Raw genomic sequence first — 23,862 nt, 5'->3', positions numbered from 1 at the left:
ATAAATAAATTACTTCTGTTAACTGTGGCGCGCCAAATTAAATACAGAATTGATTAAAGGGGCTTTGGGTGCAACTTCTTTCTTAGCTGTAACTGCTGGGCCTGTTTTTGTAGCCTTGGCAGATTCAACTTTCATTTTCTTTTGCCGCATATCTTGTATTACTATTCCACGACCTTCTTGTTGAAGAACGAGATCGCGTAAGGTAACAGAGCTTAAATACTCCACCATCTTGGAATTGAGATTGCTCCATAGATCATGCGTCATACAACGGCCGTGATTTTCCTCATCGTTGTGACAATTTGCCTTACCGCCACATTGCGTAGCATCCAATGGCTCATCAACCGCCACAATAATGTCAGCAACACTAATTTCAGTAGATTGACGGGCAAGGGTATAGCCACCGCCAGGTCCACGGGTACTTTCTACGATATTGAAACGGCGTAGCTTTCCAAATAATTGCTCGAGATAGGATAGGGATATCTTCTGCCTCTGGCTGATACCAGCCAAAGTGACAGGACCATGCGTTTCACGCAGGGCTAAATCGATCATTGCGGTTACTGCAAAACGGCCTTTAGTTGTAAGTCTCATATGTCACCTTGGTAATGGATTGTTATGGACAGCTCACAGTCGAGCAGATAATACCCGACCATTCCACTCAACTTTACCATATACCCTACTAATCTGCTCGGGAATTAACCTAAGGTTTGAAGGGGAATCCTAAGTTACCCGAGGAAGTCTCTTGACCTAGCCCCAAAGGCCATTTCTTTGACCTTAGTAAGCCGGTCCCGAGTACTTGCAGCCTTTTCAAACTCTAAATTCTTGGCTTCTGCATTCATTTGCTTCTCAAGTCGCTTAATTTCAGTTGCTAGATCCTTTTCACCCATATCCTCATACCGTGCCCGTTCCTGCTCCACCTGCATCTCGTGGCGCTTCTCTTTGACGTCATAGACCCCATCAATAATGTCCTTGATCCGCTTTTGCACCCCTTTTGGCTCAATTCCATGCAGTTTATTAAAGGCAATTTGCTTCGTTCTCCGCCTCTCGGTCTCTCCCATTGCCCTGCGCATAGAGTCTGTAATCTTGTCTGCATAGAGAATTGCCTTACCGCGTACATTTCGGGCAGCACGCCCAATTGTCTGAATCAGGCTTCGTTCAGATCTCAAAAAGCCTTCTTTATCAGCGTCCAAAATGGCCACTAGAGAAACTTCGGGAATGTCTAAGCCTTCACGCAGCAAGTTAATGCCCACCAATACGTCGAAGACTCCTAAACGTAGGTCACGTAAAATTTCTACTCGCTCTACTGTATCAATATCAGAATGCACATAACGAACCTTTGCTCCATTATCGAAAAGATAATCCGTTAGCTGTTCGGCCATTCTCTTCGTTAAGACGGTCACTAATACACGCTCGCCTACCTTAACTCGCTCATGAATCTGGCTTAACAAATCATCGACTTGTGTACTTGCTGGTAATACTTCAATATCGGGATCGACTAAACCCGTTGGCCTAGCTACCTGCTCCACTACTTGTCCTTGATGAGTACTCTCATAATCGGCAGGTGTCGCAGAAACAAAAATGGTTTGGCGCATCTTGGTTTCAAATTCGGTAAATTTGAGTGGCCGGTTATCCATTGCTGAAGGCAAACGGAATCCAAACTCTACTAAGGTATGTTTACGAGATTTATCGCCGTTATACATTGCATTGAGCTGGCCAATTAAGACATGACTCTCATCTAAGAACATCAACGCATCATTTGGAAGGTAGTCCACTAAGGTCGGCGGGGCCTCGCCTGGCGCAGCGCCAGACAGGTGTCGTGAGTAGTTTTCAATCCCCTTACAGAAACCTAATTCGTTGAGCATCTCTAAATCAAAACGGGTACGCTGTTCGAGACGCTGAGCTTCTACGAGTTTGCCATCTTTAACAAACTCATCTAGGCGAGTACGCAACTCCTCTTTGATTGTTTCAATTGCCTTGAGCACCGTTTCTCGTGGAGTGACATAGTGCGAACTAGGATAGACGGTAAAGCGAGGAATCTTTTGTCGAATTTTTCCTGTCAGTGGATCAAAAAATTGCAGGCTCTCAACCACATCATCAAATAATTCAACCCGTACGGCCAACTCATTGTGCTCAGCTGGGAAAATATCGATAGTGTCGCCGCGTACTCGAAATACCCCACGCTTGAAATCAGTTTCGTTGCGGTCATATTGCATGGCGATGAGTCGCATCAAGATGTCGCGCTGACTCATCTTGTCACCTGGTCGCAATGTCATCACCATGCTGTGATAGTCGCCGGGATTACCAATGCCATAGATTGCCGATACAGTTGCTACGATGATGACATCGCGACGCTCCAGCAAACTCTTCGTTGCTGATAAACGCATCTGTTCAATGTGCTCATTAATAGAAGAATCTTTTTCTATAAATAAGTCACGCTGCGGAACATAAGCTTCTGGTTGGTAATAGTCGTAATAGCTCACGAAATATTCCACTGCATTTTTGGGAAAAAACTCCCTAAATTCGCTATATAACTGCGCCGCCAAGGTCTTGTTCGGGGCAAAAATGATGGCTGGTCGGCCCGTTCTGGCAATCACATTAGCCATAGTGAAGGTTTTGCCTGACCCAGTCACACCTAGAAGTGTCTGAAAGGTTAAACCATCGTCAATCCCCTCAACCAGTGCCTCAATGGCCTGTGGCTGATCGCCTGCTGGGGAGAATGGCTGATAAAGCTGATAAGGCGAGCCCGGGAAAGTCACAAATTTAGCTGGATCTAAGTCATGGCCAGCCTCCCCTAGAGGGTCAGCCTCTGGGGGTTTTTTAGCAAGCTCGACTTCGGAATTTGGAGCAGTTTTGGGCAACTTAGGAGGCATCTCGGATATCATTTCATCTGTGAGTTTTCTTCACAGCGAATTTTGTACAAACAATGATTTTGCCGTTTTTATTTGAAAATAGTTCATTCTTGCTTCAAAACTAGATAACTAATCTGAATTAAGCTGAAATTAACGTCAATTACTACTTCTATAACCTCCTACCTTCCTACAAATGACCCTGTTTTCCTCTGTTCAATTAGCCCCTAAAGATCCTATTTTTGGCCTCACAGAAGCCTATGTTGCCGACCAGCGCCCTGATAAAGTGAACTTAGGCGTCGGCGTGTATTACACCGATGAAGGCAAGGTCCCGCTTTTGAAGGCAGTCATTCAGGCGGAGGAAGCTCATGTTGCAAAACATTCGCCCCGAAGCTACATTCCCATTGAAGGTCCAAACCCCTATAACAGTGCAGTCCAAAATCTATTGTTTGGCGCTGGCTCAGCCCTCATTAAAGATGGTCGCGTAGTCACTGCCGAGTGCCTTGGCGGTACAGGGGCTTTGCGGGTAGGCGCTGACTTTATTAAACGCCTTCATCTCAATGCGCCTTGCGCCATCAGCAATCCAACTTGGGAAAATCACCGAGGCATTTTTGAGTCTGCTGGTTTTGAAGTCATTGAGTACAGCTATTTTGATGGTAAAACCCGAGGTGTTGATTTTGCTGGCATGGTGAAATCCTTAGAGTCTTTCCCAAAGAACACTACAGTCTTGTTGCATGCTTGCTGCCACAACCCGACTGGTGCGGATATTACCGAGTCACAATGGCATCAGGTGATTGATATTTGCAAAACTAAGAGCTTAATTCCCTTCTTGGATATGGCCTACCAAGGTTTTGCAGTAGGAATTGAGCAGGATGGTATCGCTGTGCGTCTTTTTGCAGAATCAGGCATGTCTTTCTTTGTTTCTAGCTCATTCTCTAAATCATTTTCGCTATATGGTGAGCGAGTAGGCGCTTTGTCGATCGTGACACAAAATAAAGATGAATCTACTCGTGTCATGTCTCAATTAAAACGCATCATTCGTACAAATTATTCCAATCCACCAACCCATGGTGGAGCAATTGTGGCTGCAGTTTTAAATACACCAGAACTACGTACCCTCTGGGAAGATGAGCTCTCGCAGATGCGTGATCGCATTAAGGCAATGCGTCATGGTCTAGTTGAAAAATTAGCTGCTGCAGGAGTGAAACAAGATTTTGCTTTTATTGAACAGCAGCGTGGCATGTTTTCATACTCAGGGTTAACAGCTGAGCAAGTAGAACGCTTACAGAAAGAAGATGGTATTTACGCCCTTTCCACTGGACGCATTTGTGTTGCAGCGCTTAATACAAAAAATGTTGATAAAGTAGCCAAAGCAATCGCCCGCGTCTTAGCGTAATAAGCGGATATACTGAATTACCGGAGGCAGCATGCTATATCAGTTACACGAATTTCAAAAAGCTTTACTTCAACCCGTGAGTTCATGGGCGCGAGCTGCCTCTGAAGCATTTATTAATGCATCAAATCCTGCCTCAAAGGTTCCTGGTTCTGAGCGTTTAGCAGCAAGCTATGAATTACTTTATCGCCTAGGTAAAGATTACAAGAAGCCTGAATTTGGAATCCGTGCGGTTCCTGCTCATGGTCGCGAAGTCGCGATTCATGAGATCACCACCTTAGCAAAACCATTTTGCAATCTGGTTCGTTTCAAGCGCTACTCTGATGATGTTGAAGTCATTAAAAAATTAAAGGATGATCCGGTAGTGCTGGTAGTCGCTCCAATGTCTGGCCATCATGCGACTTTATTACGTGATACGGTTCGCACTCTATTACAAGATCACAAGGTTTACATTACCGACTGGATTGATGCCCGTATCGTTCCAGTGGAAGATGGTGAATTTAGCCTAGATGACTATGTGCATTACATCCAAGAATTCATCCGCACTATTGGTGCAAAAGATCTACATGTCATTTCTGTATGCCAACCTACTGTTCCTACTTTGGGGGCGATTTCTTTAATGGCTTCAGCTGGTGAAGCCATTCCTGCATCCATGATTATGATGGGTGGACCAATTGATGCACGCAAGTCGCCAACTGCAGTTAATGACTTGGCAGATCAAAAATCTTATAGGTGGTTTGAAAGTCACGTCATTTATAACGTGCCTCCAAACTATCCTGGAGCTGGTCGCCGAGTCTACCCAGGCTTTTTACAGCACACTGGCTTTCTTGCCATGAATCCACAAAACCATGTGCAATCTCACTGGGATTATTTTCAAAATCTCGTACGAGGCGATGAACAAGATGCCGAAGCTCATATCCGCTTCTATGATGAGTACAACGCCGTACTGGATCTAGATGCTGGGTTCTATTTGGATACTATTAAGACCGTATTCCAAGACTATGCTCTACCTAATGGCACCTGGAAAGTAGCTGGGGAATTAGTTAAACCACAAGATATTAAAAAAACTGCTCTGCTAACTATAGAAGGTGAGCTTGATGATATCTCTGGTAGTGGTCAGACGCGTGCAGCACATGCACTTTGTACCGGTATTGCAAAAGATGATAAAGCTCATTATGAAGTTACTGGTGCCGGCCACTATGGCATATTTGCTGGACGTCGCTGGCGCGAAAAGGTTTATCCAAAAATCTCGGCTTTTATTCGCTCTCATCAGTCCAGTAAAAAATCCTCCACACGTAATAAAGCTGCATAAATTAGAGGCTCTTATGAGCCTCTAATTTGTAGAGGAACTTTTAACCAACTCACATGAATCAAGCGAACGACCTGACCGATCGCTTGGAAGATGCACTTCCTCAAACGCAGTGCACTAAATGTGGCTACCCAGATTGCCGTGCTTATGCTGAGGCAATGTCAACAGGAACGGTACTCCCAAACCGCTGTCCACCTGGTGGGGTAGTGGGTATTACTCGCTTGAGTAAAATTCTGACTCCGATATATCCTCAAGATGCCTTTGAATTACACCCAACCATTGATCCTGATTGCGGCAAAGAGCGCCCTAGACCTGTTGCTCTGATTGACTCAAAAAAATGTATTGGTTGTACTTTATGTATTCAGGCTTGCCCAGTAGATGCAATCGTAGGCGCCTCAAAACAAATGCATATTGTCTTAACTGAATGGTGTACGGGTTGCGATCTTTGTATTCCACCATGTCCAGTTGACTGTATTAGCATGATCGACGTTACAGAAAGTAAAACTGGTTGGGATGCTTGGACCCCTGAATTAGCAGAAGTTTCGCGTCATCGATATCACAATCGTGAACAGCGATTAGATCGAGAGATAAAAGATAATGATGAGCGCCTAACTAAGAAAGCTGCTGCAAAATTAGCTGCAGTGAATGCTGAGCAACCTCTATCCGATGAGGCAAAAGCAGAACAAGAGCGAAAACGCACCATCATCGCCGCTGCTATTGCAAGGGCACAAGCAAAAAAATGATGAACCCAGAAAAGCGGCGTGCTTTTTTTGAACAACTAAAAGCTAATAATCCCAAACCAGAAACTGAGCTGGAGTACAGCTCGCCATTTGAGCTATTGATTGCAGTACTACTATCCGCACAAGCAACTGATATTTCCGTTAACAAAGGAACTAGAAAACTTTTTAAGATCGCCAATACCCCACAAGCACTTCTAGATCTTGGTGAAGAAGGTGTGCGCCCATATATTCAACATATTGGTTTATTTAACTCTAAGGGAAAGCATATTCAAGAGACATGCCGCCTCTTGATTGAAAAGCATGATGGTGAAGTTCCACAAATACGCGAAGAACTTGAGGCTTTGCCAGGCGTGGGCAGAAAGACAGCAAATGTGATTTTAAATACTGCTTTTGGCCAAGCTACTATTGCTGTAGATACCCATATTTTTCGAGTATCCAACCGCACAGGCTTAGCCCCTGGTAAAGACGTTGTGCAAGTAGAACAACAGTTATTGAAACGAGTGCCAAAAGAATATTTACTTGATGCCCATCATTGGCTAATACTGCATGGTAGGTATACATGCAAAGCGCGCAGTCCAGATTGCGCACAATGTATTGTTGAGCCTTTATGTGGCTTTAAACAAAAAACTGGAAAAGGAAAAGTTCGTGGCGATATTTAATCCAAGCCGTGAAGAGGTGCGCCGTTTTTTCTGTAACACATGGAAAAAGAAGACCGATAATCACATCCTTGACTCAATGGAAAGTCTAGCGGGTGATTGGATGGCACTACATCCTGAGTACCATCAGCTACTGACAGATCCCGAAGGCGCCCTAGGACAAGATTACACTCCTGAGCGTGGCGAAACCAATCCATTCTTACACCTCTCGATGCATCTCTCTATTAGTGAGCAGATCTCCATCGATCAACCCACTGGTATTCGTGAAATTGCAGAAAAACTGACTAAAACATTAGGTTCAGAACATGAAGCTCAGCATCGCATCATGGAATGCCTTGGACAAGTCATGTGGGAGGCACAGCGTGAAGGAAAAGCACTTGATCCTGAAAGCTATCTAGAATCTCTCAAAAAACTGGTTTAGAAAGCTTACTGTCTAGACTGGTTCAAACAGGTGGGTTTTTTGACCATCTTGAGTCTCCTGAAATACCACCCTAACTTTTTGACCAATGCGAATCGTATCAAAATCACAATTCGTCAGATGCGTCAGTAAAGAAATGCCTTCATTTAATTTCACATATGCCATGGCGAAGGGAACTTCTACCCCACGCCTCATCACGGTATAGGAATAAATTTCTCCAAGACCCTGAGACTCAACCCAAGTCGTCTCATTACTTCCACAATGAGGACAAATAGAGCGCGGGTAGTAGTGAGACTCTTTACAGCTATTACATAACTTCAGAATGAGTCTATTTTCTTGAGCAGCATCCCAAAAAGGTTTATTTTCTGGGTTACTAATTGGACTTGGTAGGCGATGCTCTTGAGTCATTGCAATCTTCCCATAATTAGTGCCGCTGCACCGTGACGCGTTCCTAAAGCTCCACCAATTCCTGAAGCAAGGGCAAACTCTAAGCTGGGAACTTGCACTGCTGGATGAGCCTCTCCCCGTAACTGTCTTACTGCTTCAATCACCTTTGTCATACCACCGCGATTTGCAGGATGGTTGTTGCACAAACCACCGCCATCGGTATTAAAGGCCAATCTTCCTTTGCCAGAAATTAACTGACCTCCTTCAACAAAACGGCCACCCTCACCTTTTTTGCAAAACCCTAAATCTTCTAGCTGAATTAATACCGTAATGGTGAAGCTATCGTAAATTGAAGCGTATCGAATTTGTTCTGGTGTCAATTTAGCTTCTGCAAATATACGGGGTGCCACCCAAGCTAGACCTGAATAGGTTAAGTCAACCTTACCACCCATTTGACCTTTAGTCGTTTCGCCAGCGCCCATCATCGTAATCACTGGCTTCTTTAATGTCTTAGCAATATCGGGATGCACCACAATAAGAGCTCCACCACTATCCGTTACCACACAGCAATCTGCTCGATGTAATGGATCAGCAATCATCGGGGAATTTAAAACATCCTCTACTGTGAGCACATCCTTAAGCATGGCATTTGGATTATGCTGGGCATGATGTGAGGCTGCGACTTTAATCCATGCTAACTGTTCACTAGTAGTACCAAACTCGTACATATGTCGCATTGCGCACATCGCATAAGTATTTAATGGTGCTGGTGAATACGGTTTCTCAAATGCAAAATCTGGCGCATTGGCGTATTGACTTCTGACCTGTGTCCCACTAGATCCCTCAGACTTAGGACGGCCAGCTAAGGTAATTAATGCTACCTTACACTGCCCCTGAGCAATAGCACGCGCAGCATGGTTAACATGGGTGAGATAAGAAGAGCCGCCGGTATCTGTTGAATCTAAGTAGCTTAACTTTTTTAAACCTAAGTAGTCAGCCATCGAAACAGTACCCATACCTGGGGCATCACCAGCGCAAAAATAGGCATCCACATCATTGAGCGTAAGACCTGCGTCTAATAGGGCACCTTGTGCAACCTCAGCATGTAACTGTGCCACTGTATGGTCTGGTGCCACGCGGAGTGGATGTTCATATATGCCTGCAATACAAGCATTGGTCGCAAAAGACATATCTCTTACCTAAAAATTGAATAAGGGCTTAATCGACCGTGACATTAGACTGAGCAATCAGCTTACGCCATCTCTCAATTTCAGATTTGATAAATTGCGAAAATTGATCTGCAGTTCCTGGCATTGGATCGGCACCTTGTGCAATTAATTTATCTTTAAATTTGGGATCAGCGAGGATGGACTGCAGCTCTTTATTCAAGCGATTACGAATATTGTCAGGTAAGTTAGCTGGTGCAACCAAGCCATACCAGGTTGCCATGTCATACCCAGGCAAGCCCGACTCTGCAATCGTGGGCACATTTGGCGCAGCTGCTGAACGTTTAGCGGTTGTGACGCCCAGAGCACGGAGATTGCTCGCTTTTACTTGTGGTAATCCACTCGGCAGGTTTGGAAAGCTCATGTCCACTTGCCCAGAAATCACATCAGGCATAGCGCTACCAGTTCCCTTATAGGGGATATGCACCATATCAATCTTTGCCATTTTCTCGAATAGTACCGCTGAGAGATGAACCGAGGTTCCGCTACCACTAGAAGCAAAAGTCAGTTTTCCAGGATTAGCTTTACCCGCAGCAATCAATTCGCCCACTGTTTTATAGGGAGAACTCATCGGTACCACCAAGATATTGGGCGCAGAAAATACGCTGCCAATAGCTGTGAAATCTTTCACTGGGTCATAGGATAAATTTTTGTATAAGGAAACATTTACTGCTTGACCAATAGAAGGAAAGTACAGCACATAACCATCACCTGGCGCCCGCGCAACAAAATCAGCAGCGATATTGCCATTCGCACCTGGTTTATTTTCTACAACAACTGGCTGACCTAAACGTGTTGATAAGCCTTCTGCCAATGCTCGTCCTACAGTGTCAGCTGCCCCACCAGGAGAGAAACCGACGATTAAGCGAATAGGTTTATTAGGGTAGTTGCTCACAGGCTCGGCAGCAAAGGACAGGCTTGAGCTAAAACTAACAGCCACTAGAGCCAAATAGGAGAAATACTTCTTCATTGCTTAATCATCCTTTTTAAGGGAACTCCACTCAACTCTTGTAGATCTTCAAAACTTAATCCCTCTACCCAATCGACTGCAACCAATCCATCTGGGGTGACAGCGATAGTCGCTAAGTCTGTATAGACACAATCAACAGCTTCAAGTGCCGTTAATGGATAGGTACATTCCTGAACAAATTTGGACTCACCAGACTTCGTAAGATGCTCCATCATTACGAATAGTTTCTTAGCGCCTAATGCCAAATCCATAGCGCCGCCTACAGCCGGGATTGCTTTTGGATCACCAGTGCGCCAATTGGCAATATCCCCTTTGACGGAAACTTGAAATGCGCCAAGTACGCAAATATCAATATGGCCACCCCGAATCATCACAAATGAATCTGCATGGTGGAACAGGGAAGCGCCAGCCAAGATGGTAACGGGCTGTTTACCGGCGTTAACTAACTCTTCATCAATTTCATCACCCTGAGCCAAAGGGCCCATTCCCAATAAACCATTTTCACTATGCAAGATAATTTCACGATCAGAGGGTAGATAGTTAGAGATTGTCATTGGCTGACCAATGCCCAGATTGACGTGAGCACCATCTGGAATATCTTGCACAATTTGCTTAGCGATATCAGCCGTACTACGTTTTTTTACTTGAGAAAGATCAATCATGACTTGCCTCCAGCTAACACAACACGCTTAACAAAAATTCCTGGTGTCACAATGATTTCGGGATCTAATTTGCCCAACTCAACGATTTCATTCACCTGTGCAATCGTGCAACGAGCAGCAGTTGCCATAATGGGCCCAAAGTTTCTGCCAGTACCATGGTAGACAAGGTTACCCCAGCGGTCACCTTTGTCTGCCTTGATTAAGGCATAGTCTGCCTTAATTGCTTTTTCAAAAATATGATTTACACCATCAATTACGCGAGTGTCTTTTCCTGCTGCTAATTCAGTACCAAATCCAGTAGGCGTATAAAAACCACCTATACCTGCTCCACCTGCACGAATCCGTTCGGCAAGAGTACCCTGGGGAACCAACTCTAACTCAATTTTTCCTGCACGATAAAGATCGTCAAATGCGCCTGATTCTGGCTGTCTTGGAAAGGAGCAAACCATTTTCTTAACATGGCCAGCATTAATTAATTTTGCAATACCGACGCCTTGATTACCAGCATTATTACTAACCAATGTAAGCTCTTTTGCGCCCTGCTCTACTAGTGCATCCAATAAATAAATAGGTAAGCCAGCACCACCAAATCCTGAAATTAAAATGGTTGAGCCATCTGTAATGTCTCGCAAAGCCTCAGTCACACTGGAGCTAATTTTCTGAATCAATTCGTGTCTCCATCTCTATAAATTTTTATTATGTTTGCTGCAAGCGGCCTATGACCTCATACCCTCTAATGTAATCCAATTAGAGTAAAGGTCTGATTTTTCTCACAAAATCAAGGGCTGATGGACCATCTCCATGAATACAAAGGGTATCTGCCTGGACCTTGACGACACTTCCGTCAAGCGCAACTACCTCGCTCTTATTTACCATTCGTAATACCTGCTTGATGGCCTCATCTTCCGTCTCAATCAAGGCATTAGCCTGCTTACGAGGAACCAAATACCCTTCAGGGGTATAGCGCCGATCCGCAAATACCTCTTGCCATAGTGGCACACTAACTTCCTGCGCGGCCTCTACAAAACAACTTGAGGCCAAGCCATACAAAATAATCCCATCACCTAAATCTTTAATCGCGTGGGCTATTGCACGCGCTGAATTGATATCTTTCGCTGCTTGGTTATAAAGAGCACCGTGCGGCTTTACATGATGTAACTTTCCACCTTGTGCATGAATGAACGCTTGTAATGCCCCGGCTTGATAAAGGACATAGTTATAAGCATCATTAGGCGTAATCGCCATTTCTCGCCTACCAAATCCAAGTAAATCAGGCAGGCTGGGATGAGCGCCTATATAAACATTTTTCTCTATAGCAGCTGCTACAAGATTTTTCATTCGCTCAGGATCACCTGCGTGCCAACCACAAGCAATATTAGTTGAGTCAATGTAGTCTAGGAGCGTAAAATCATCCCCCATTTCCCAGACACCAAAACCCTCACCCATATCGCTATTAAGATCAATTGTTCTTTTCATGATTTATCCAAAAGAATAGCTTCTAGAGTATCCAATGTTTTTTCCTGCTCAGTGAAATAGATTGTATTGATCTGATCAGCTTCTTCAAGTGTAACGGGTACAAATTGGATTTTGCTACCAGGTCTCAATTGAGCTAAGCTTGACCGCTCTGAGCTAATCGTCTCGAGTAAACGGGGATATCCACCAGTTGTGGCATGCTCAGCCAACATTAAGATCGGCTGTCCAGATGGGGGTAATTGAATAGTCCCAAAACAAATTCCTTGTGATGCAATTCCGCTCATTGGTTTTGAGATTTTAAAATCGCTATCTAAACGCATCCCCATTCGATTACTTTGAGATGAGACTGACCATGTCGTCTTCCAAAGTAAAGCTTGTTCTGCTGAACTGAGTAGGTTGAAATGTATGCTTGGTATAGCTTTAATCATTTGGATTAATTTGCCTGGTAAGGCTGGTGATGCAATTGACCATTTAGGATAATTCAAGCCTGAGTGGTTTAAATTTTTAAATAGCGATTTTTCCTGAGCAAGATGAGCTTGAGGCAAATACAAAAAGTCTCCTTTTTGCACTACCTTTTCTCCTATACCTGCACTCAAATGAGAGCCGCGGCCGCCTAAAACAAACTCACTCTCAATGCCCCCACTAATCGCCAAGAAAATACGATAGCCTTGTGTCATAGAGGCAAAGCTGAGTATTTGATCTTTGCGAATATGTACTGGTCGATTGCCTGGGAAAGATTGTCCGTCTATTAATCCCAAACACTGCGCACCCACCCATGCAACCCAGGTATCCTGATGAAATAAAAGCTTTGGACCAGTGCCTGTAATCTCTAATCCTGCAAGATCTTCTGGATTACCTAACAAGGCATTAGCGAGACGCGCACTTTCTTTATCCATGGGCCCGCCTGCGCTTAATGCTAAGTGTGCAAATCCATAACGTGGCTGCCCTTGAATGGTCGTTAATAGACCAGGGCTAAGAACCTCAATAGCGCTATTCTTTGAAATACTGCTCACTTTATGTTGAGAAGCCTTCGCCTCTTGTGCCAGAGTAATTTTATTAAATTCATTCAAATCAATTTCAATAAACTCCAGACGATCTCCTGGATTTAATAGACTTGGCCGTTCATTTCTGGGATCAAAAAGAATATCTGGTGTTCTTCCAATCACATTCCAACCCCCTGGGGTTGGCTTTGGATAAATACCTGTTTGTAATTCTGCAATAGCCACTGAACCTTTAGGGACGGTAGTTCTTGGTGATTCAAGACGTGGCAACCTCAAACTAGGATCGAGACCACTACAGTATGGAAATCCAGGCATGAACCCTAAAATATCAACCCGAATCTCTGAATTTTTGTGCCGATTAATAAACTCTCTCAATGGAAGCTTACATTTTTCTGCACTTGCTACTAAATCAGGTGCTAATTCTGGGTCATAACAAACTCGCACACGATGAACAATCTCATTTTCAATAGTGACTTTTTTATCTTTATGTAAGCTCTCCAGTAAAACTTCAATCTGTGCACGTGCTACAGCGCGAGTTGCTTGATAGTCCGTATTTTCAAAATGAAGGCTAATGAAAAGACTATCCATACCAGGGATCGTATCTTTAAGCCATCTAGGAGAAACCGAGAATAAGAGAGCGCATAGCTGATGAATACAACTCAAAGGGTCTACAGATTCTCTAAAATCGAGCAAGAGAGCAGCATCACCCAAGTTAAGGATGTCAATTTTCCCAGCAACCTTCTTCAATCTTTTTAACTGCATCGAACTTACTTAATTTCTTTTTGCATTACTTGATCTGGTAACCAAGTCACTAACTCAGGCCAGATCGTAACTAATGCCACTGCTAACACCATCATGGCAAAAAACGGTAAAGAAACTTTCGCAATGTAGTTACTATCCTTGCCAGTCATACTTTGAAGCACAAATAAATTAAATCCAACTGGAGGAGTAACCTCCGCAATTTCTACTAAGAGAATCACAAAAATACCAAACCATACTAAATCAAAACCAGCTGCTTGAACCATCGGTAATACAGTCACTGTAGTTAAAGCAATCATTGAAATACCATCTAAAGCAGTACCAAGCAGGATGTAGATAGTAGTCAGCACAAGAATGAGTACCCATGGTGATAATTGCAAACTCTGCACCCACTCTGCCAAACCCCTTGGAATTCCGGTATAGCTCATCACAATGGATAGGAATGAAGTAGCCCCTAGTACAAACATGATCATCGCAGTAAGGCGTGTGGCAGATAATAGGCTTTGCCAAAAATTGGTCCAAGAAAGATTACGACCAGCTGCAGCAAGCACTAAAGAGCCCACCACTCCATATGCAGCAGCCTCAGTAGCCGTAGAGTAGCCAGCTAACATCAACCAAGCAATGAAAATAATTAATGCGGTGCATGGCATTAATTGACCAATTGAATATAGGCGTTGCTGCAGAGTATATTTTTCTGCAGGAGGAGTTTTATCGGGATTGAGTAAGGCCCACACAATGATGTAGCCTGAAAATAGACCCATCAATATTGCAGCAGGAATAAATCCTGCCAAGAAGATGCGGATAATGGATTGATCCGCTGCAACCGCATAAACCACCATCGTTATTGAAGGTGGGATCAAAATCCCTAAAGTACCTGCGCAAGATAAAGATCCAAGGGTGATCTTTTCATCGTAACCACGCTTAGTTAATTCTGGTAATGCAGACTTTGCAATCGTTGCACAGGTAGCAGCAGATGAACCAGAAACAGAACCAAAAATACCGCAGCCCAAAATATTTACGTGCATTAATCTACCCGGTAACCAATTTAACCATGGTGACAGACCTGTAAACATTTGCTCTGATAACTTAGTCCTAAATAGAATCTCACCCATCCACACAAACAAAGGTAGTGCAGCTAAGGTGTAGGAAGAGCTAGAATTCCACCAAACATTAGCCAGGTTCATCAAGGTGTCTTTATCAGAGAAAAACACGAGCCCAAACCAAGCAGTGATTGCCACTCCAGCTGGAATCCAAATGCCAATTAGAAGCAAAAAGAACATCAGCAGAATCAAAATGAGAGCGATAAAGATGATACTCACAGGGTCTCTCCAAAATCACCCGCTGATAAGCGATCCTCAGCCATTTGTTGATAACGAGGTTTACCGCCTTTAATTACCCTCATCAGTTCATCGACTACAGCTAAGAAAAATATTAGGCAGCCTATTGCAGTAAAAATTTGTGGGATCCATAAGGGCACAATGATTTGCCCTTGCGAAACATCATTGAAGTCCCAGCTTTGGTATACAAATAGAGTGAAGGCTGTGAGCGCAAATAAACAAAAGCCGGACATCACTACTAAGCCAATGATTTCTAGGCGCTTTCTCCACTCAGGACCTAGAGCTCCCAAAAAGATTTCGACCCGCACAATACCGCCATGCTGAAAGGTCTGGCCCAGAATCAAGAAAGCAGATGCAGCACATAGCCAAGCTATCAGATCATCAGCACCGCGTAAATTAATTCCGAATTCACGCGATAAAGACATCGACACCATCAAAATACAAACACTAAGAATACATAAGGCCGCCAGTGCGGCGGCCCCTTGCATCAAGCCATCTAAAAGACGACCATAAAAACTTCGTGATGCTTGCATCAATTTTACTTCTTAAATTCTTCGATGATTTTTTGACCCTCATCACCTGCAGAACGAATCCACTCAGCAACCATAATACGACCTACCCTGTCTAAATCATTCTTTAACTGTGGGGATGGCTTTTGAACAGTCATACCATTCTTTGCCAAGGTCTCGTTAAAGCCCTTTGTTTTTTCTTCAGATATTCTGGTGCCGCGCTTTTCTGCTTCGGCACAAGCCTTTAGCAAAGCAGTTTGTGTTGGCTTATCCAGAGACTCGAATGCTTTTTGATTAATCATCAATATATTCTTGGGCAACCAAGCATCTACTTCGTAGTAATACTTCAAACTTTCCCAAGCTTTGATATCCACTCCAGTAGCTCCGGAGGTCATCATGGAGTTAATCGTGCCGGTTGCCATTGCTTGAGCCAAATCTGCTACTTGAACAGTGACTGGCTGCGCCCCTACAATTTCAGCAATCTTAGAGGTAGCTGGGTTATAGGCTCTCCACTTCAAGCCCTTCATGTCTGCACCAGAATTAATGGGGTTCTTGGAATACAAACCTTGTGGTGGCCAAGGAACTGCATAGACGACCTTTATCCCCTGCTTTTGCATAGCAGCTTCAGTAGCATTTTTAGAAAGCTTCCAAAGTTTTGCAGATTCTTTATAGCTAGTAGCTAAGAATGGAATAGAGTCCACTCCAAAAATAGGATTCTCGTTAGCCAGCACAGAGATCAACACTTCACCCATTTGCGCTTGACCTGTTTGAACTGCACGTTTAATGCCATTAGCAGGAAATAAAGAGCCATTCGGATGAACAACGATCTTGAGTTTGCCATCTGTAGCCTTATCCACATCGGCAGCTAACTGCTGTAAGTTTTCAGTATGGAAGTTACTAACTGGGTAAGCGCTTGCCAGATCCCATTTCGTTTGTGCATTGACGTTAACAGCGAATATGGCCATCGAGGCAATAATCCAATGCCTCGATTTTCCGAATAAACAATCACTCATTTCTATCTCCTAGCGAGTATTGGTGAAAATATCTTAAACTGTTAATGCTGAATGCTATCAATACTAATATAACTTAGAAATCCGGCTTCTTATCACATTGGGAAGCTCTTCTGCAGCCTTCTGTCGATCGGCTAGCATGGATATAGGGGTTTCCCGAATCCTTGGAGACCAAACTGAGCCCGGAAAGAAAACATCCTCTGTAAAGCGCGGAATGACATGCCAATGAATGTGAGGAACCATATTCCCTAGCGAGGCAAGATTCATTTTAGTGGGCTTCATCACTTGGCGGATGGCATCCTCCACCACAAAAACCAAATTCATCAAATGTTCTCGCTCACTGTAAGTGAGATCCGTCATCTCAGATGCATGATGATTCCATAGGACTCGGCAAAATCCAGGTAAATCGGCATCATTAACAGTGATGATCCTGCAGTCATCACCACGCCAAATTAATTGACCCTCTTCTGGTTTTAGCTCAGCGCAAAATATGCAATTCTTCATGTCATGAATGTAAACGAAAACGGCACCTAAGTCACCCTGATGAGGTCAATTAGATACCGCGGCAGTATTGGTACTACTGCTATTACAGACTACTTAGGGATTCTCATTAGTGGAACTGCTCTTCCTCAGTCGAACCAGTCAATGCTGTTACAGAAGATTTGCCACCTTGAATCACTGTCGTTACATCATCAAAGTAGCCAGTACCTACTTCCTGTTGATGTGAAACAAAGGTATATCCACGATCACGTGCAGCAAATTCTGGCTCTTGAACTTTCTCAACATAAGCAGTCATTCCACGCTTAGTGTAGTCCTGCGCCAAGTCGAACATGTTGTACCACATCGAATGAATGCCTGCGAGAGTAATAAATTGATATTTATAACCCATTGCACCTAGTTCACGCTGGAACTTTGCAATCGTTGCATCGTCTAAGTTTTTCTTCCAATTGAAAGAGGGTGAACAATTGTAAGCAAGCATCTTGCCAGGAAACTTTGCACGAATGGCTTCAGCAAACTGACGAGCAAAATCAAGATCAGGAGTACCCGTTTCACACCACACCATATCTGCATAGGCGGCGTAAGCTAAGCCACGGGAGATCGCTTGACCCAGGCCTTTACGAGTTTTGTAGAAGCCTTCTGGTGTGCGCTCACCAGTTAAGAATGGCTTGTCATTCTCATCATAATCAGAGGTTAATAAATCAGCGGCCTCAGCATCGGTGCGAGCTAAGATAATAGTTGGTACACCCATCACATCAGCAGCTAAACGAGCTGAGATCAACTTTTGTACCGATTCTGCAGTGGGCAATAAAACCTTACCGCCCAAGTGGCCGCACTTCTTCACGGAAGACAATTGGTCCTCAAAATGAACTCCGGCAGCGCCCTGCTTGATCAACGCTTTACTTAATTCAAATGCATTGAGTACGCCACCAAAACCTGCTTCAGCATCAGCCACGATGGGAGCAAAGTACTCGATATAAGCAGGATCGCCCTTATGAATCCCTTTAGCATTTTGAATCTCATCAGCGCGTTGGAATGAATTGTTAATACGCTCAACCATTTTTGGTACTGAATCTACTGGGTAGAGTGATTGATCTGGATACATGGCTGCATATGAATTTCCGTCAGCAGCAACTTGCCAACCAGATAAGTAAATCGCCTGAATACCAGCCTTAACTTGTTGCATTGCCTGACCACCAGTCAATGCACCTAAACAGTTTATGTAAGCTTCGTTGTTTACCAGCTCCCATAATCTTTCAGCACCATGCTTAGCTAAAGTATGTTCAATCTTTAATGAACCGCGCAAACGAACTACATCTTCTGCGGTATAGCCACGCCTAATACCTTTCCAACGTGGATTGGTATCCCAATCTTTTTGTAGTGCTGCGATTTCTGCTTTGCGGTCTGCCATTTTTTTCTCCCTAAGTTAAACAAGTACTTCCAATATTGAGATGCTAAAGACCAATTGAAGTCTTATGTCTTATATAAGAGTTTAGAAGCTTCAAAAATGGATGCAAGTAGAAAATCAGTATTTTTTGGAAGTATTTAGTTATTAATATTCAATCACTTACAATTTATTTTTTGTAATGTGGAATATCAAATCATTGCTCGAAACGGGATGACCCAATGAATGGTGCGCTGCATTTTATGCAGGGAGATGGCTTTTCATGTTATGAAATCTGTATCAGCTAGATCAAGCTGTTTTTGGACGAATACTAGAAGCAACCTTAAAAGTAGTCAGGATGATCATGCATTGAAAAAGAGCAATACCTAAAAACAAAATTCTCGGTAAGCCTGCGTCCATCAAGAAACCAAAGATAAATGGTCCGAGTGCTGCCCCAAGATCAATCCCAGAATACACAACTCCATATACCCTACCCGAAACACCCTGAGGAGTTGCTGACTTAATTAAAAGATCACGCGATGGCCCAACAAGACCATAGCTCAGTCCAATCACAATAAATAAAACGGGGATCACGCTGGAAGAAATCCAACCCGTTGCAATCAGTAAACTCATCAGAACGCTGACTGATAAGCAGGTGGTGACGATGCGTTCGGGTGTCTGTAACTTTGCAGCAAAATATCCACCTAATAAAACTCCTACAGCACTTCCTAAAGCTAATAAAGTAATAAAGTAACTGCTGACACTAATTGCGATGTCATAAATTGCGTTTAATGCACTCGGTGCGAAAGACTGCAAGCTAGAAGTTGCAGCCATACTAAAGAAAAAGAAAAGCCAACAAAACCAAACAGCTGGTAGCCTTAAGAAGGCAAATGGGCTGGCAGGCATGCTGCCTGGGTTTGCAGCCTGAGCACTCGCATGGCTTTCTGCACGACGTCCCTGAACATCATCGATCAGCTTGTCTCGATTCCAATACAGAATTAACAGAACAATGACTTCCAATAAAGCAGCGGCTAAAAAAGCAATGCGCCAATCGGAAAGTTGTGCGATACCTACCATAAATGCTGGGGCAGCTGCCCATCCGAGATAACCAGTCACGCCATGCATTGAATAGGCGTAGGGCAAATTAGGTGGGGATATTTTGTGATTAATTAAGGTGTAATCCACTGGATGAAATATTCCATTTCCACAACCAGCAATCACGGCACCTAATATGAGCATCCAATAGCCATTACTTTGAGAGTAAGTAAGTGCTGCCAGTGCAAGCAGACCAACACCAATAAATAAAACTGGTCTAGCCCCAATCCGATCTACCAGAAAGCCTGAGCTTGCCTGCACTCCACAAGACACTATAAAGAACACCGACATCAGCAAGCCTAGTTCGGCATAACTCAATGCGAATGCGTCCTTAAGCCATGGGAACATAGGCGGAAGGATTAAATGAAAGAAGTGGGAGCTACCGTGAGCCAGACTAATAAGAGCAATCACCCGGACATCACTGTAGCGCCTGATTTGCGCAACAGTCATGAACCAAGTTTACTGGCGCAGGAAAAATCCTGCTTATTTGCTGCAGTGCTTCTAAAGCTTAGTGCACTTGGCGAGTAAAGCTAAAGTCGCCTTTTTTATCTACATCCACTGGGACAACATCCTTAGGTCCGAATGTACCTTCTAAGATCATCTTAGAAACGGGGTTCTCAATATGCTGCTGAATGGCACGCTTGAGCGGTCTCGCTCCGTAGATGGGATCAAAACCAACCTCTGCAATCTTATTCAAAGCTGCATCGCTGACCTCAAGTTGCATATCAACTTTTGCTAAACGATCAGATAGATTCTTGAGCAGGATCTTAGCGATATTGGCAATATTAGCTTTATCTAGACCATGGAACACCACAATCTCATCAATTCTGTTTAAGAACTCTGGACGGAAATGACTTTTTAGCTCTTCAAATACAGCCTCTTTGATCTCTGATTGCTTCTTATTAGTCATTGACTGAATTAAGTGTGAGCCAATGTTACTAGTCATCACAATCACAGTATTTTTAAAGTCAACTGTACGCCCTTGACCATCAGTCAAGCGGCCGTCATCCAATACTTGTAACAACACATTAAATACATCTGGATGGGCTTTCTCAATTTCATCAAATAAAATCACACTATAGGGATGACGACGTACTTTTTCAGTGAGATATCCACCTTCTTCGTAGCCAACATAACCAGGAGGCGCGCCAAGTAAACGAGCCACACTATGTTTTTCCATGAACTCACTCATATCAATTCGAACAAGATGATCCTCGCTATCGAATAAGAAGCCTGCTAATGCTTTACAGAGTTCAGTTTTACCCACACCAGTAGGGCCCAAGAATAAGAATGAGCCATAGGGACGATTCTCTTCAGATAAGCCAGCACGCGAGCGACGAATGGCATCAGATACTGCACGAATTGCTTCCTCTTGCCCAACCACGCGCTTATGCAGCAACTCCTCCATCTTCAGAAGTTTATCGCGCTCACCTTGTAACATCTTTGATACGGGAATGCCTGTCGCACGAGAAACGACTTCTGCGATTTCTTCTGCGCCAACTTGTGTACGCAAAAGTTTATTTTTAACTACTCCATCTTTATTAGCCTTGGCTTCAGCTGCTGCTGCAGACTTTAGCTTAGCCTCTAACTCTGGTAATTTACCGTACTGTAGCTCAGCAACTTGCTCTAACTTACCTTCACGTTGCAGTTTGGTGATATCAGCACGAACTTTCTCAATCTCTTCCTTAAGATGAGCAGCGCCCAATACGGCACCCTTTTCTGCCTTCCAGATCTCCTCTAAATCAGCATACTCCGCCCCTAAGCGCTTGATCTCATCTTCAATCAATCCAAGACGTTTTTGGGAGGCTTCATCTTTCTCTTTTTTCACTGCCTCACGCTCGATCTTCAACTGAATCAGGCGGCGCTCTAATTTATCCATCACTTCTGGCTTGGAGTCGATCTCCATCCGAATGCGTGAGCCTGCCTCATCAATCAGATCAATCGCTTTATCCGGTAAGAAACGATCTGTGATGTAGCGATGCGATAACTCAGCAGCAGCCACAATAGCTGGATCAGTGATCTCAATTCCATGATGTAACTCATAACGTTCTTGCAAACCACGTAAGATCGCAATGGTTGCTTCAACAGTAGGTTCCTCAACCATCACTTTTTGGAAGCGTCGCTCTAAAGCAGCGTCTTTCTCAATGTACTTACGATACTCATCTAAGGTAGTTGCGCCAATACAATGTAATTCACCGCGAGCTAACGCTGGCTTGAGCATATTGCCTGCATCCATAGCACCATCGCCCTTACCAGCACCTTCCATGGTATGAATCTCATCAATAAAGATAATGGTTTGACCTTCGTCCTTAGCTACATCACTGAGCACTGCTTTTAAGCGCTCTTCAAACTCTCCGCGATATTTAGCGCCCGCTAAGAGCAAAGCCATATCTAAGACCAGAACCCGTTTATCTTTCAATGTCTCTGGAACTTCACCATTAACGATACGCTGAGCCAAACCCTCAACAATCGCGGTCTTACCTACGCCAGGCTCACCAATCAACACCGGATTATTCTTGCCACGACGTTGCAAGATCTGAATAGTGCGACGAATCTCATCATCACGTCCAATCACTGGATCTAGCTTCCCAGCGCGAGCACGCTCTGTTAAATCGATGGTATATTTTTTTAAGGCCTCGCGTTGACCTTCAGCATCTGCACTATTCACTGATTCCCCTCCGCGTACTAAATCAATAGCCACCTCTAACGATTTACGATTTAAGCCATTCTCCCGAGCTACTTTTCCAAGCTCACCCTTATCATCTGCTACGACCAACAAAAATAGTTCGCCGGCAATAAATTGATCATTACGTTTATTGGCCTCTTTTTCGCAGAGATTGAGCCAGTTACTTAAATCTCGACCAACCTGGACTTCACCACTCGTTCCCTGGACTTCGGGTAAATTGCTAATGATTTTTTCCACGCCCTTTTCCAGGCCAGGGACATTAACGCCAGCTCTCGTGAGCAAACTCTTTGCACCCCCATCGGAATCACGTAGCATCGCTAGTAGCAGATGGGCTGGCTCAATATATTGATTATCTTTAGCTAAAGCGATGCTCTGGGCCTCGCTCAGAGCCTCTTGAAATTTGGTAGTTAATTTATCTATTCTCATTTTTGTATTCTCCATCTACTCGATGTATATCTATCTATAGAATATAAGGGCAATATTGCTAATTTCAAGCTTTTCTAAGGCCTTTTTAACACCCATTTTTCTATTTTGACCTGGCTCGTTTACCTACTCAAATGTTCGGATGGTAGCTTCTATGCGGGTATCACTAACCGACTTGAGCATCGCCTGGAAGCCCATAACTCAGGGCAAGGTGCGCGTTATACGAGGTCGCGCAGACCTGTCATCCTTTTAGCTACCCAAGCCCACCCAGATAGATCTGAAGCATCTAAGGCAGAAGCTAAATTAAAGCAATTACCTCGATCTAAAAAATTGGCTTTTTTTAAGCTTTGAAGAATTTACTTCTTCTCCCAGCGTGACATGGCAATCTCGTCAGTCACTCTAGCATCTACCCAACGACCACCCTCAGGAGTATCTTCTTTTTTCCAGAATGGAGCTGCCGTTTTGAGATAGTCCATGATGAATTCACAAGCAGCAAAAGCTTCACCTCTATGAGCGCTAGTGACTGCGACCATGACAATTTGATCTTCTGGCAGTAATAGACCTACTCGATGAATCACAAGAGTCTGATAAAGATCCCAGCGTGACTTAGCCTGATCCAAAATTTCTTGTAGCGCTTTTTCGGTCATACCTGGGTAATGCTCTAAGGTCATCCCTTTAACTGAGCTACCGTCATTCATATCACGCACAGTACCTAAGAAAGTCACTACTGCGCCAACTCTGGGATCGCCTTTGCGCATTGATGCAATTTCAGCGCTGACATCAAAATCTTTTTCTTGAATACGAATTGAGCTCGACATATCAGCCCCCGGTCACCGGAGGAAAGAAAGCCACTTCAGCACCTTCTTGCAGGGGTGTACTAGGATCAACCATTTGATGATTCAATGCACAGCGAAGTGATTTGCCATTCGCTAAAACTTCTGCCCAGACACCGCCTCTTTCGAATAAATGGATTCGTAAATCAGCAATCGTTTTGACAGAAGATGGAATAGTGATTTTTTCTTCTGATACTTTAAGTGACTCACGTAAGGAAGCGAAGAATTTCAGCTCAAGTTTCATGATGTA

24 protein-coding genes are annotated in these 23,862 nt (G+C 43.8%); 6 read left to right on the top strand and 18 right to left on the bottom strand.

Features of this window, described 5'->3' with window-relative positions; all coding sequences use genetic code 11:
• Positions 1-18: 18 nt before the first annotated feature.
• Complete coding sequence (locus ABWP14_RS01075) at positions 19-588, bottom strand: Fe-S cluster assembly transcription factor (protein WP_353201121.1); 570 nt, start codon at positions 586-588, stop codon at positions 19-21.
• A gap of 134 nt (positions 589-722) precedes the next feature.
• Positions 723-2,879, bottom strand: a complete 2,157-nt coding sequence (gene uvrB, locus ABWP14_RS01070; protein ID WP_353201120.1) for an excinuclease ABC subunit UvrB — start codon at positions 2,877-2,879, stop codon at positions 723-725.
• A 160-nt stretch (positions 2,880-3,039) separates the two neighbouring features.
• Between uvrB and ABWP14_RS01065 the strand changes: the two genes are divergently transcribed.
• The 5 genes from ABWP14_RS01065 to ABWP14_RS01045 are packed head-to-tail and all read left to right on the top strand — an operon-like array spanning position 3,040 to position 7,362.
• A complete protein-coding gene (locus ABWP14_RS01065) occupies positions 3,040-4,239 on the top strand; it encodes an amino acid aminotransferase (protein ID WP_353201119.1) in 1,200 nt (399 codons plus the stop codon).
• Positions 4,240-4,270: 31 nt separating this feature from the next.
• Entirely contained in the window at positions 4,271-5,548 is a 1,278-nt protein-coding gene (locus ABWP14_RS01060; RefSeq protein ID WP_353201118.1) for a polyhydroxyalkanoate depolymerase, read from the top strand.
• Between the two features lie 53 nt (positions 5,549-5,601).
• Positions 5,602-6,288 (top strand): electron transport complex subunit RsxB, encoded by a 687-nt coding sequence (gene rsxB / locus ABWP14_RS01055; protein ID WP_353201117.1) that lies wholly within the window; start codon positions 5,602-5,604, stop codon positions 6,286-6,288.
• The gene (gene nth / locus ABWP14_RS01050; RefSeq protein ID WP_353201436.1) at positions 6,288-6,944 is read left to right on the top strand and encodes an endonuclease III; all 657 of its coding nucleotides are present in this window, start codon (positions 6,288-6,290) and stop codon (positions 6,942-6,944) included. The genes rsxB and nth overlap by 1 nt, the downstream gene beginning before the upstream one ends.
• Positions 6,937-7,362: a DUF1841 family protein gene (locus ABWP14_RS01045; protein ID WP_353201435.1), complete on the top strand. Its 426-nt coding sequence runs from the start codon at positions 6,937-6,939 to the stop codon at positions 7,360-7,362. Before nth ends, ABWP14_RS01045 begins: the two co-directional genes overlap by 8 nt.
• A 12-nt stretch (positions 7,363-7,374) precedes the next feature.
• Here the strand turns inward: ABWP14_RS01045 and ABWP14_RS01040 are convergent, their stop codons facing one another.
• The 14 genes from ABWP14_RS01040 to clpB form a co-directional block, all read right to left on the bottom strand.
• Positions 7,375-7,767 (bottom strand): Zn-ribbon domain-containing OB-fold protein, encoded by a 393-nt coding sequence (locus ABWP14_RS01040; protein ID WP_353201116.1) that lies wholly within the window; start codon positions 7,765-7,767, stop codon positions 7,375-7,377.
• Positions 7,764-8,936, bottom strand: coding sequence for a thiolase family protein (locus tag ABWP14_RS01035; protein WP_353201115.1), 1,173 nt, complete (start codon positions 8,934-8,936; stop codon positions 7,764-7,766). Before ABWP14_RS01035 ends, ABWP14_RS01040 begins: the two co-directional genes overlap by 4 nt.
• A 28-nt stretch (positions 8,937-8,964) precedes the next feature.
• Positions 8,965-9,942 carry a tripartite tricarboxylate transporter substrate binding protein gene (locus tag ABWP14_RS01030; RefSeq protein ID WP_353201114.1) on the bottom strand — a complete coding sequence of 326 codons (978 nt, stop codon included), beginning with the start codon at positions 9,940-9,942 and terminating at the stop codon, positions 8,965-8,967.
• Entirely contained in the window at positions 9,939-10,604 is a 666-nt protein-coding gene (locus ABWP14_RS01025) for a 3-oxoacid CoA-transferase subunit B (protein ID WP_353201113.1), read from the bottom strand. The genes ABWP14_RS01030 and ABWP14_RS01025 overlap by 4 nt, the downstream gene beginning before the upstream one ends.
• Positions 10,601-11,272, bottom strand: coding sequence for a 3-oxoacid CoA-transferase subunit A (locus ABWP14_RS01020; RefSeq protein WP_353201112.1), 672 nt, complete (start codon positions 11,270-11,272; stop codon positions 10,601-10,603). Before ABWP14_RS01020 ends, ABWP14_RS01025 begins: the two co-directional genes overlap by 4 nt.
• Positions 11,273-11,351: 79 nt before the next feature.
• Entirely contained in the window at positions 11,352-12,080 is a 729-nt protein-coding gene (locus ABWP14_RS01015) for a 5-oxoprolinase subunit PxpA (RefSeq protein ID WP_353201111.1), read from the bottom strand.
• On the bottom strand, positions 12,077-13,840 hold the full coding sequence (locus ABWP14_RS01010) for a 5-oxoprolinase subunit B/C family protein (RefSeq protein WP_353201110.1): 1,764 nt from the start codon (positions 13,838-13,840) through the stop codon (positions 12,077-12,079). The genes ABWP14_RS01015 and ABWP14_RS01010 overlap by 4 nt, the downstream gene beginning before the upstream one ends.
• Positions 13,841-13,845: 5 nt before the next feature.
• Positions 13,846-15,117, bottom strand: coding sequence for a TRAP transporter large permease (locus tag ABWP14_RS01005; protein WP_502930129.1), 1,272 nt, complete (start codon positions 15,115-15,117; stop codon positions 13,846-13,848).
• Between the two features lie 35 nt (positions 15,118-15,152).
• Positions 15,153-15,707 carry a TRAP transporter small permease subunit gene (locus ABWP14_RS01000; protein ID WP_353201108.1) on the bottom strand — a complete coding sequence of 185 codons (555 nt, stop codon included), beginning with the start codon at positions 15,705-15,707 and terminating at the stop codon, positions 15,153-15,155.
• Positions 15,708-15,712: 5 nt separating this feature from the next.
• Entirely contained in the window at positions 15,713-16,696 is a 984-nt protein-coding gene (locus tag ABWP14_RS00995; protein WP_502930122.1) for a TRAP transporter substrate-binding protein, read from the bottom strand.
• 63 nt (positions 16,697-16,759) lie between these two features.
• Positions 16,760-17,197 (bottom strand): HIT family protein, encoded by a 438-nt coding sequence (locus ABWP14_RS00990; protein WP_353201107.1) that lies wholly within the window; start codon positions 17,195-17,197, stop codon positions 16,760-16,762.
• A gap of 106 nt (positions 17,198-17,303) precedes the next feature.
• Entirely contained in the window at positions 17,304-18,602 is a 1,299-nt protein-coding gene (aceA, locus tag ABWP14_RS00985; RefSeq protein WP_353201106.1) for an isocitrate lyase, read from the bottom strand.
• A 282-nt stretch (positions 18,603-18,884) separates the two neighbouring features.
• Positions 18,885-20,120 (bottom strand): MFS transporter, encoded by a 1,236-nt coding sequence (locus tag ABWP14_RS00980; RefSeq protein WP_353201105.1) that lies wholly within the window; start codon positions 20,118-20,120, stop codon positions 18,885-18,887.
• 58 nt (positions 20,121-20,178) lie between these two features.
• Positions 20,179-22,782, bottom strand: coding sequence for an ATP-dependent chaperone ClpB (clpB, locus tag ABWP14_RS00975; protein WP_353201104.1), 2,604 nt, complete (start codon positions 22,780-22,782; stop codon positions 20,179-20,181).
• A gap of 105 nt (positions 22,783-22,887) precedes the next feature.
• On the opposite strand from clpB, the gene ABWP14_RS00970 reads away from it, so the two are divergent.
• Complete coding sequence (locus ABWP14_RS00970; protein WP_353201103.1) at positions 22,888-23,130, top strand: GIY-YIG nuclease family protein; 243 nt, start codon at positions 22,888-22,890, stop codon at positions 23,128-23,130.
• Between the two features lie 5 nt (positions 23,131-23,135).
• Here ABWP14_RS00970 and moaE read toward each other — a convergent pair whose 3' ends face one another.
• Both moaE and moaD read right to left on the bottom strand, forming a co-directional pair.
• Positions 23,136-23,597, bottom strand: a complete 462-nt coding sequence (gene moaE / locus ABWP14_RS00965) for a molybdopterin synthase catalytic subunit MoaE (protein ID WP_353201102.1) — start codon at positions 23,595-23,597, stop codon at positions 23,136-23,138.
• 1 nt (position 23,598) lies between these two features.
• Positions 23,599-23,856 carry a molybdopterin converting factor subunit 1 gene (gene moaD / locus ABWP14_RS00960; protein WP_353201101.1) on the bottom strand — a complete coding sequence of 86 codons (258 nt, stop codon included), beginning with the start codon at positions 23,854-23,856 and terminating at the stop codon, positions 23,599-23,601.
• Positions 23,857-23,862: the final 6 nt, after the last annotated feature.

This window comes from Polynucleobacter sp., assembly GCF_040400325.1.
In the GTDB taxonomy this organism is placed as follows: domain Bacteria; phylum Pseudomonadota; class Gammaproteobacteria; order Burkholderiales; family Burkholderiaceae; genus Polynucleobacter.
Note: the sequence above shows the minus strand (reverse complement) of the source record. Positions and strands in the feature narration are given on the sequence as shown.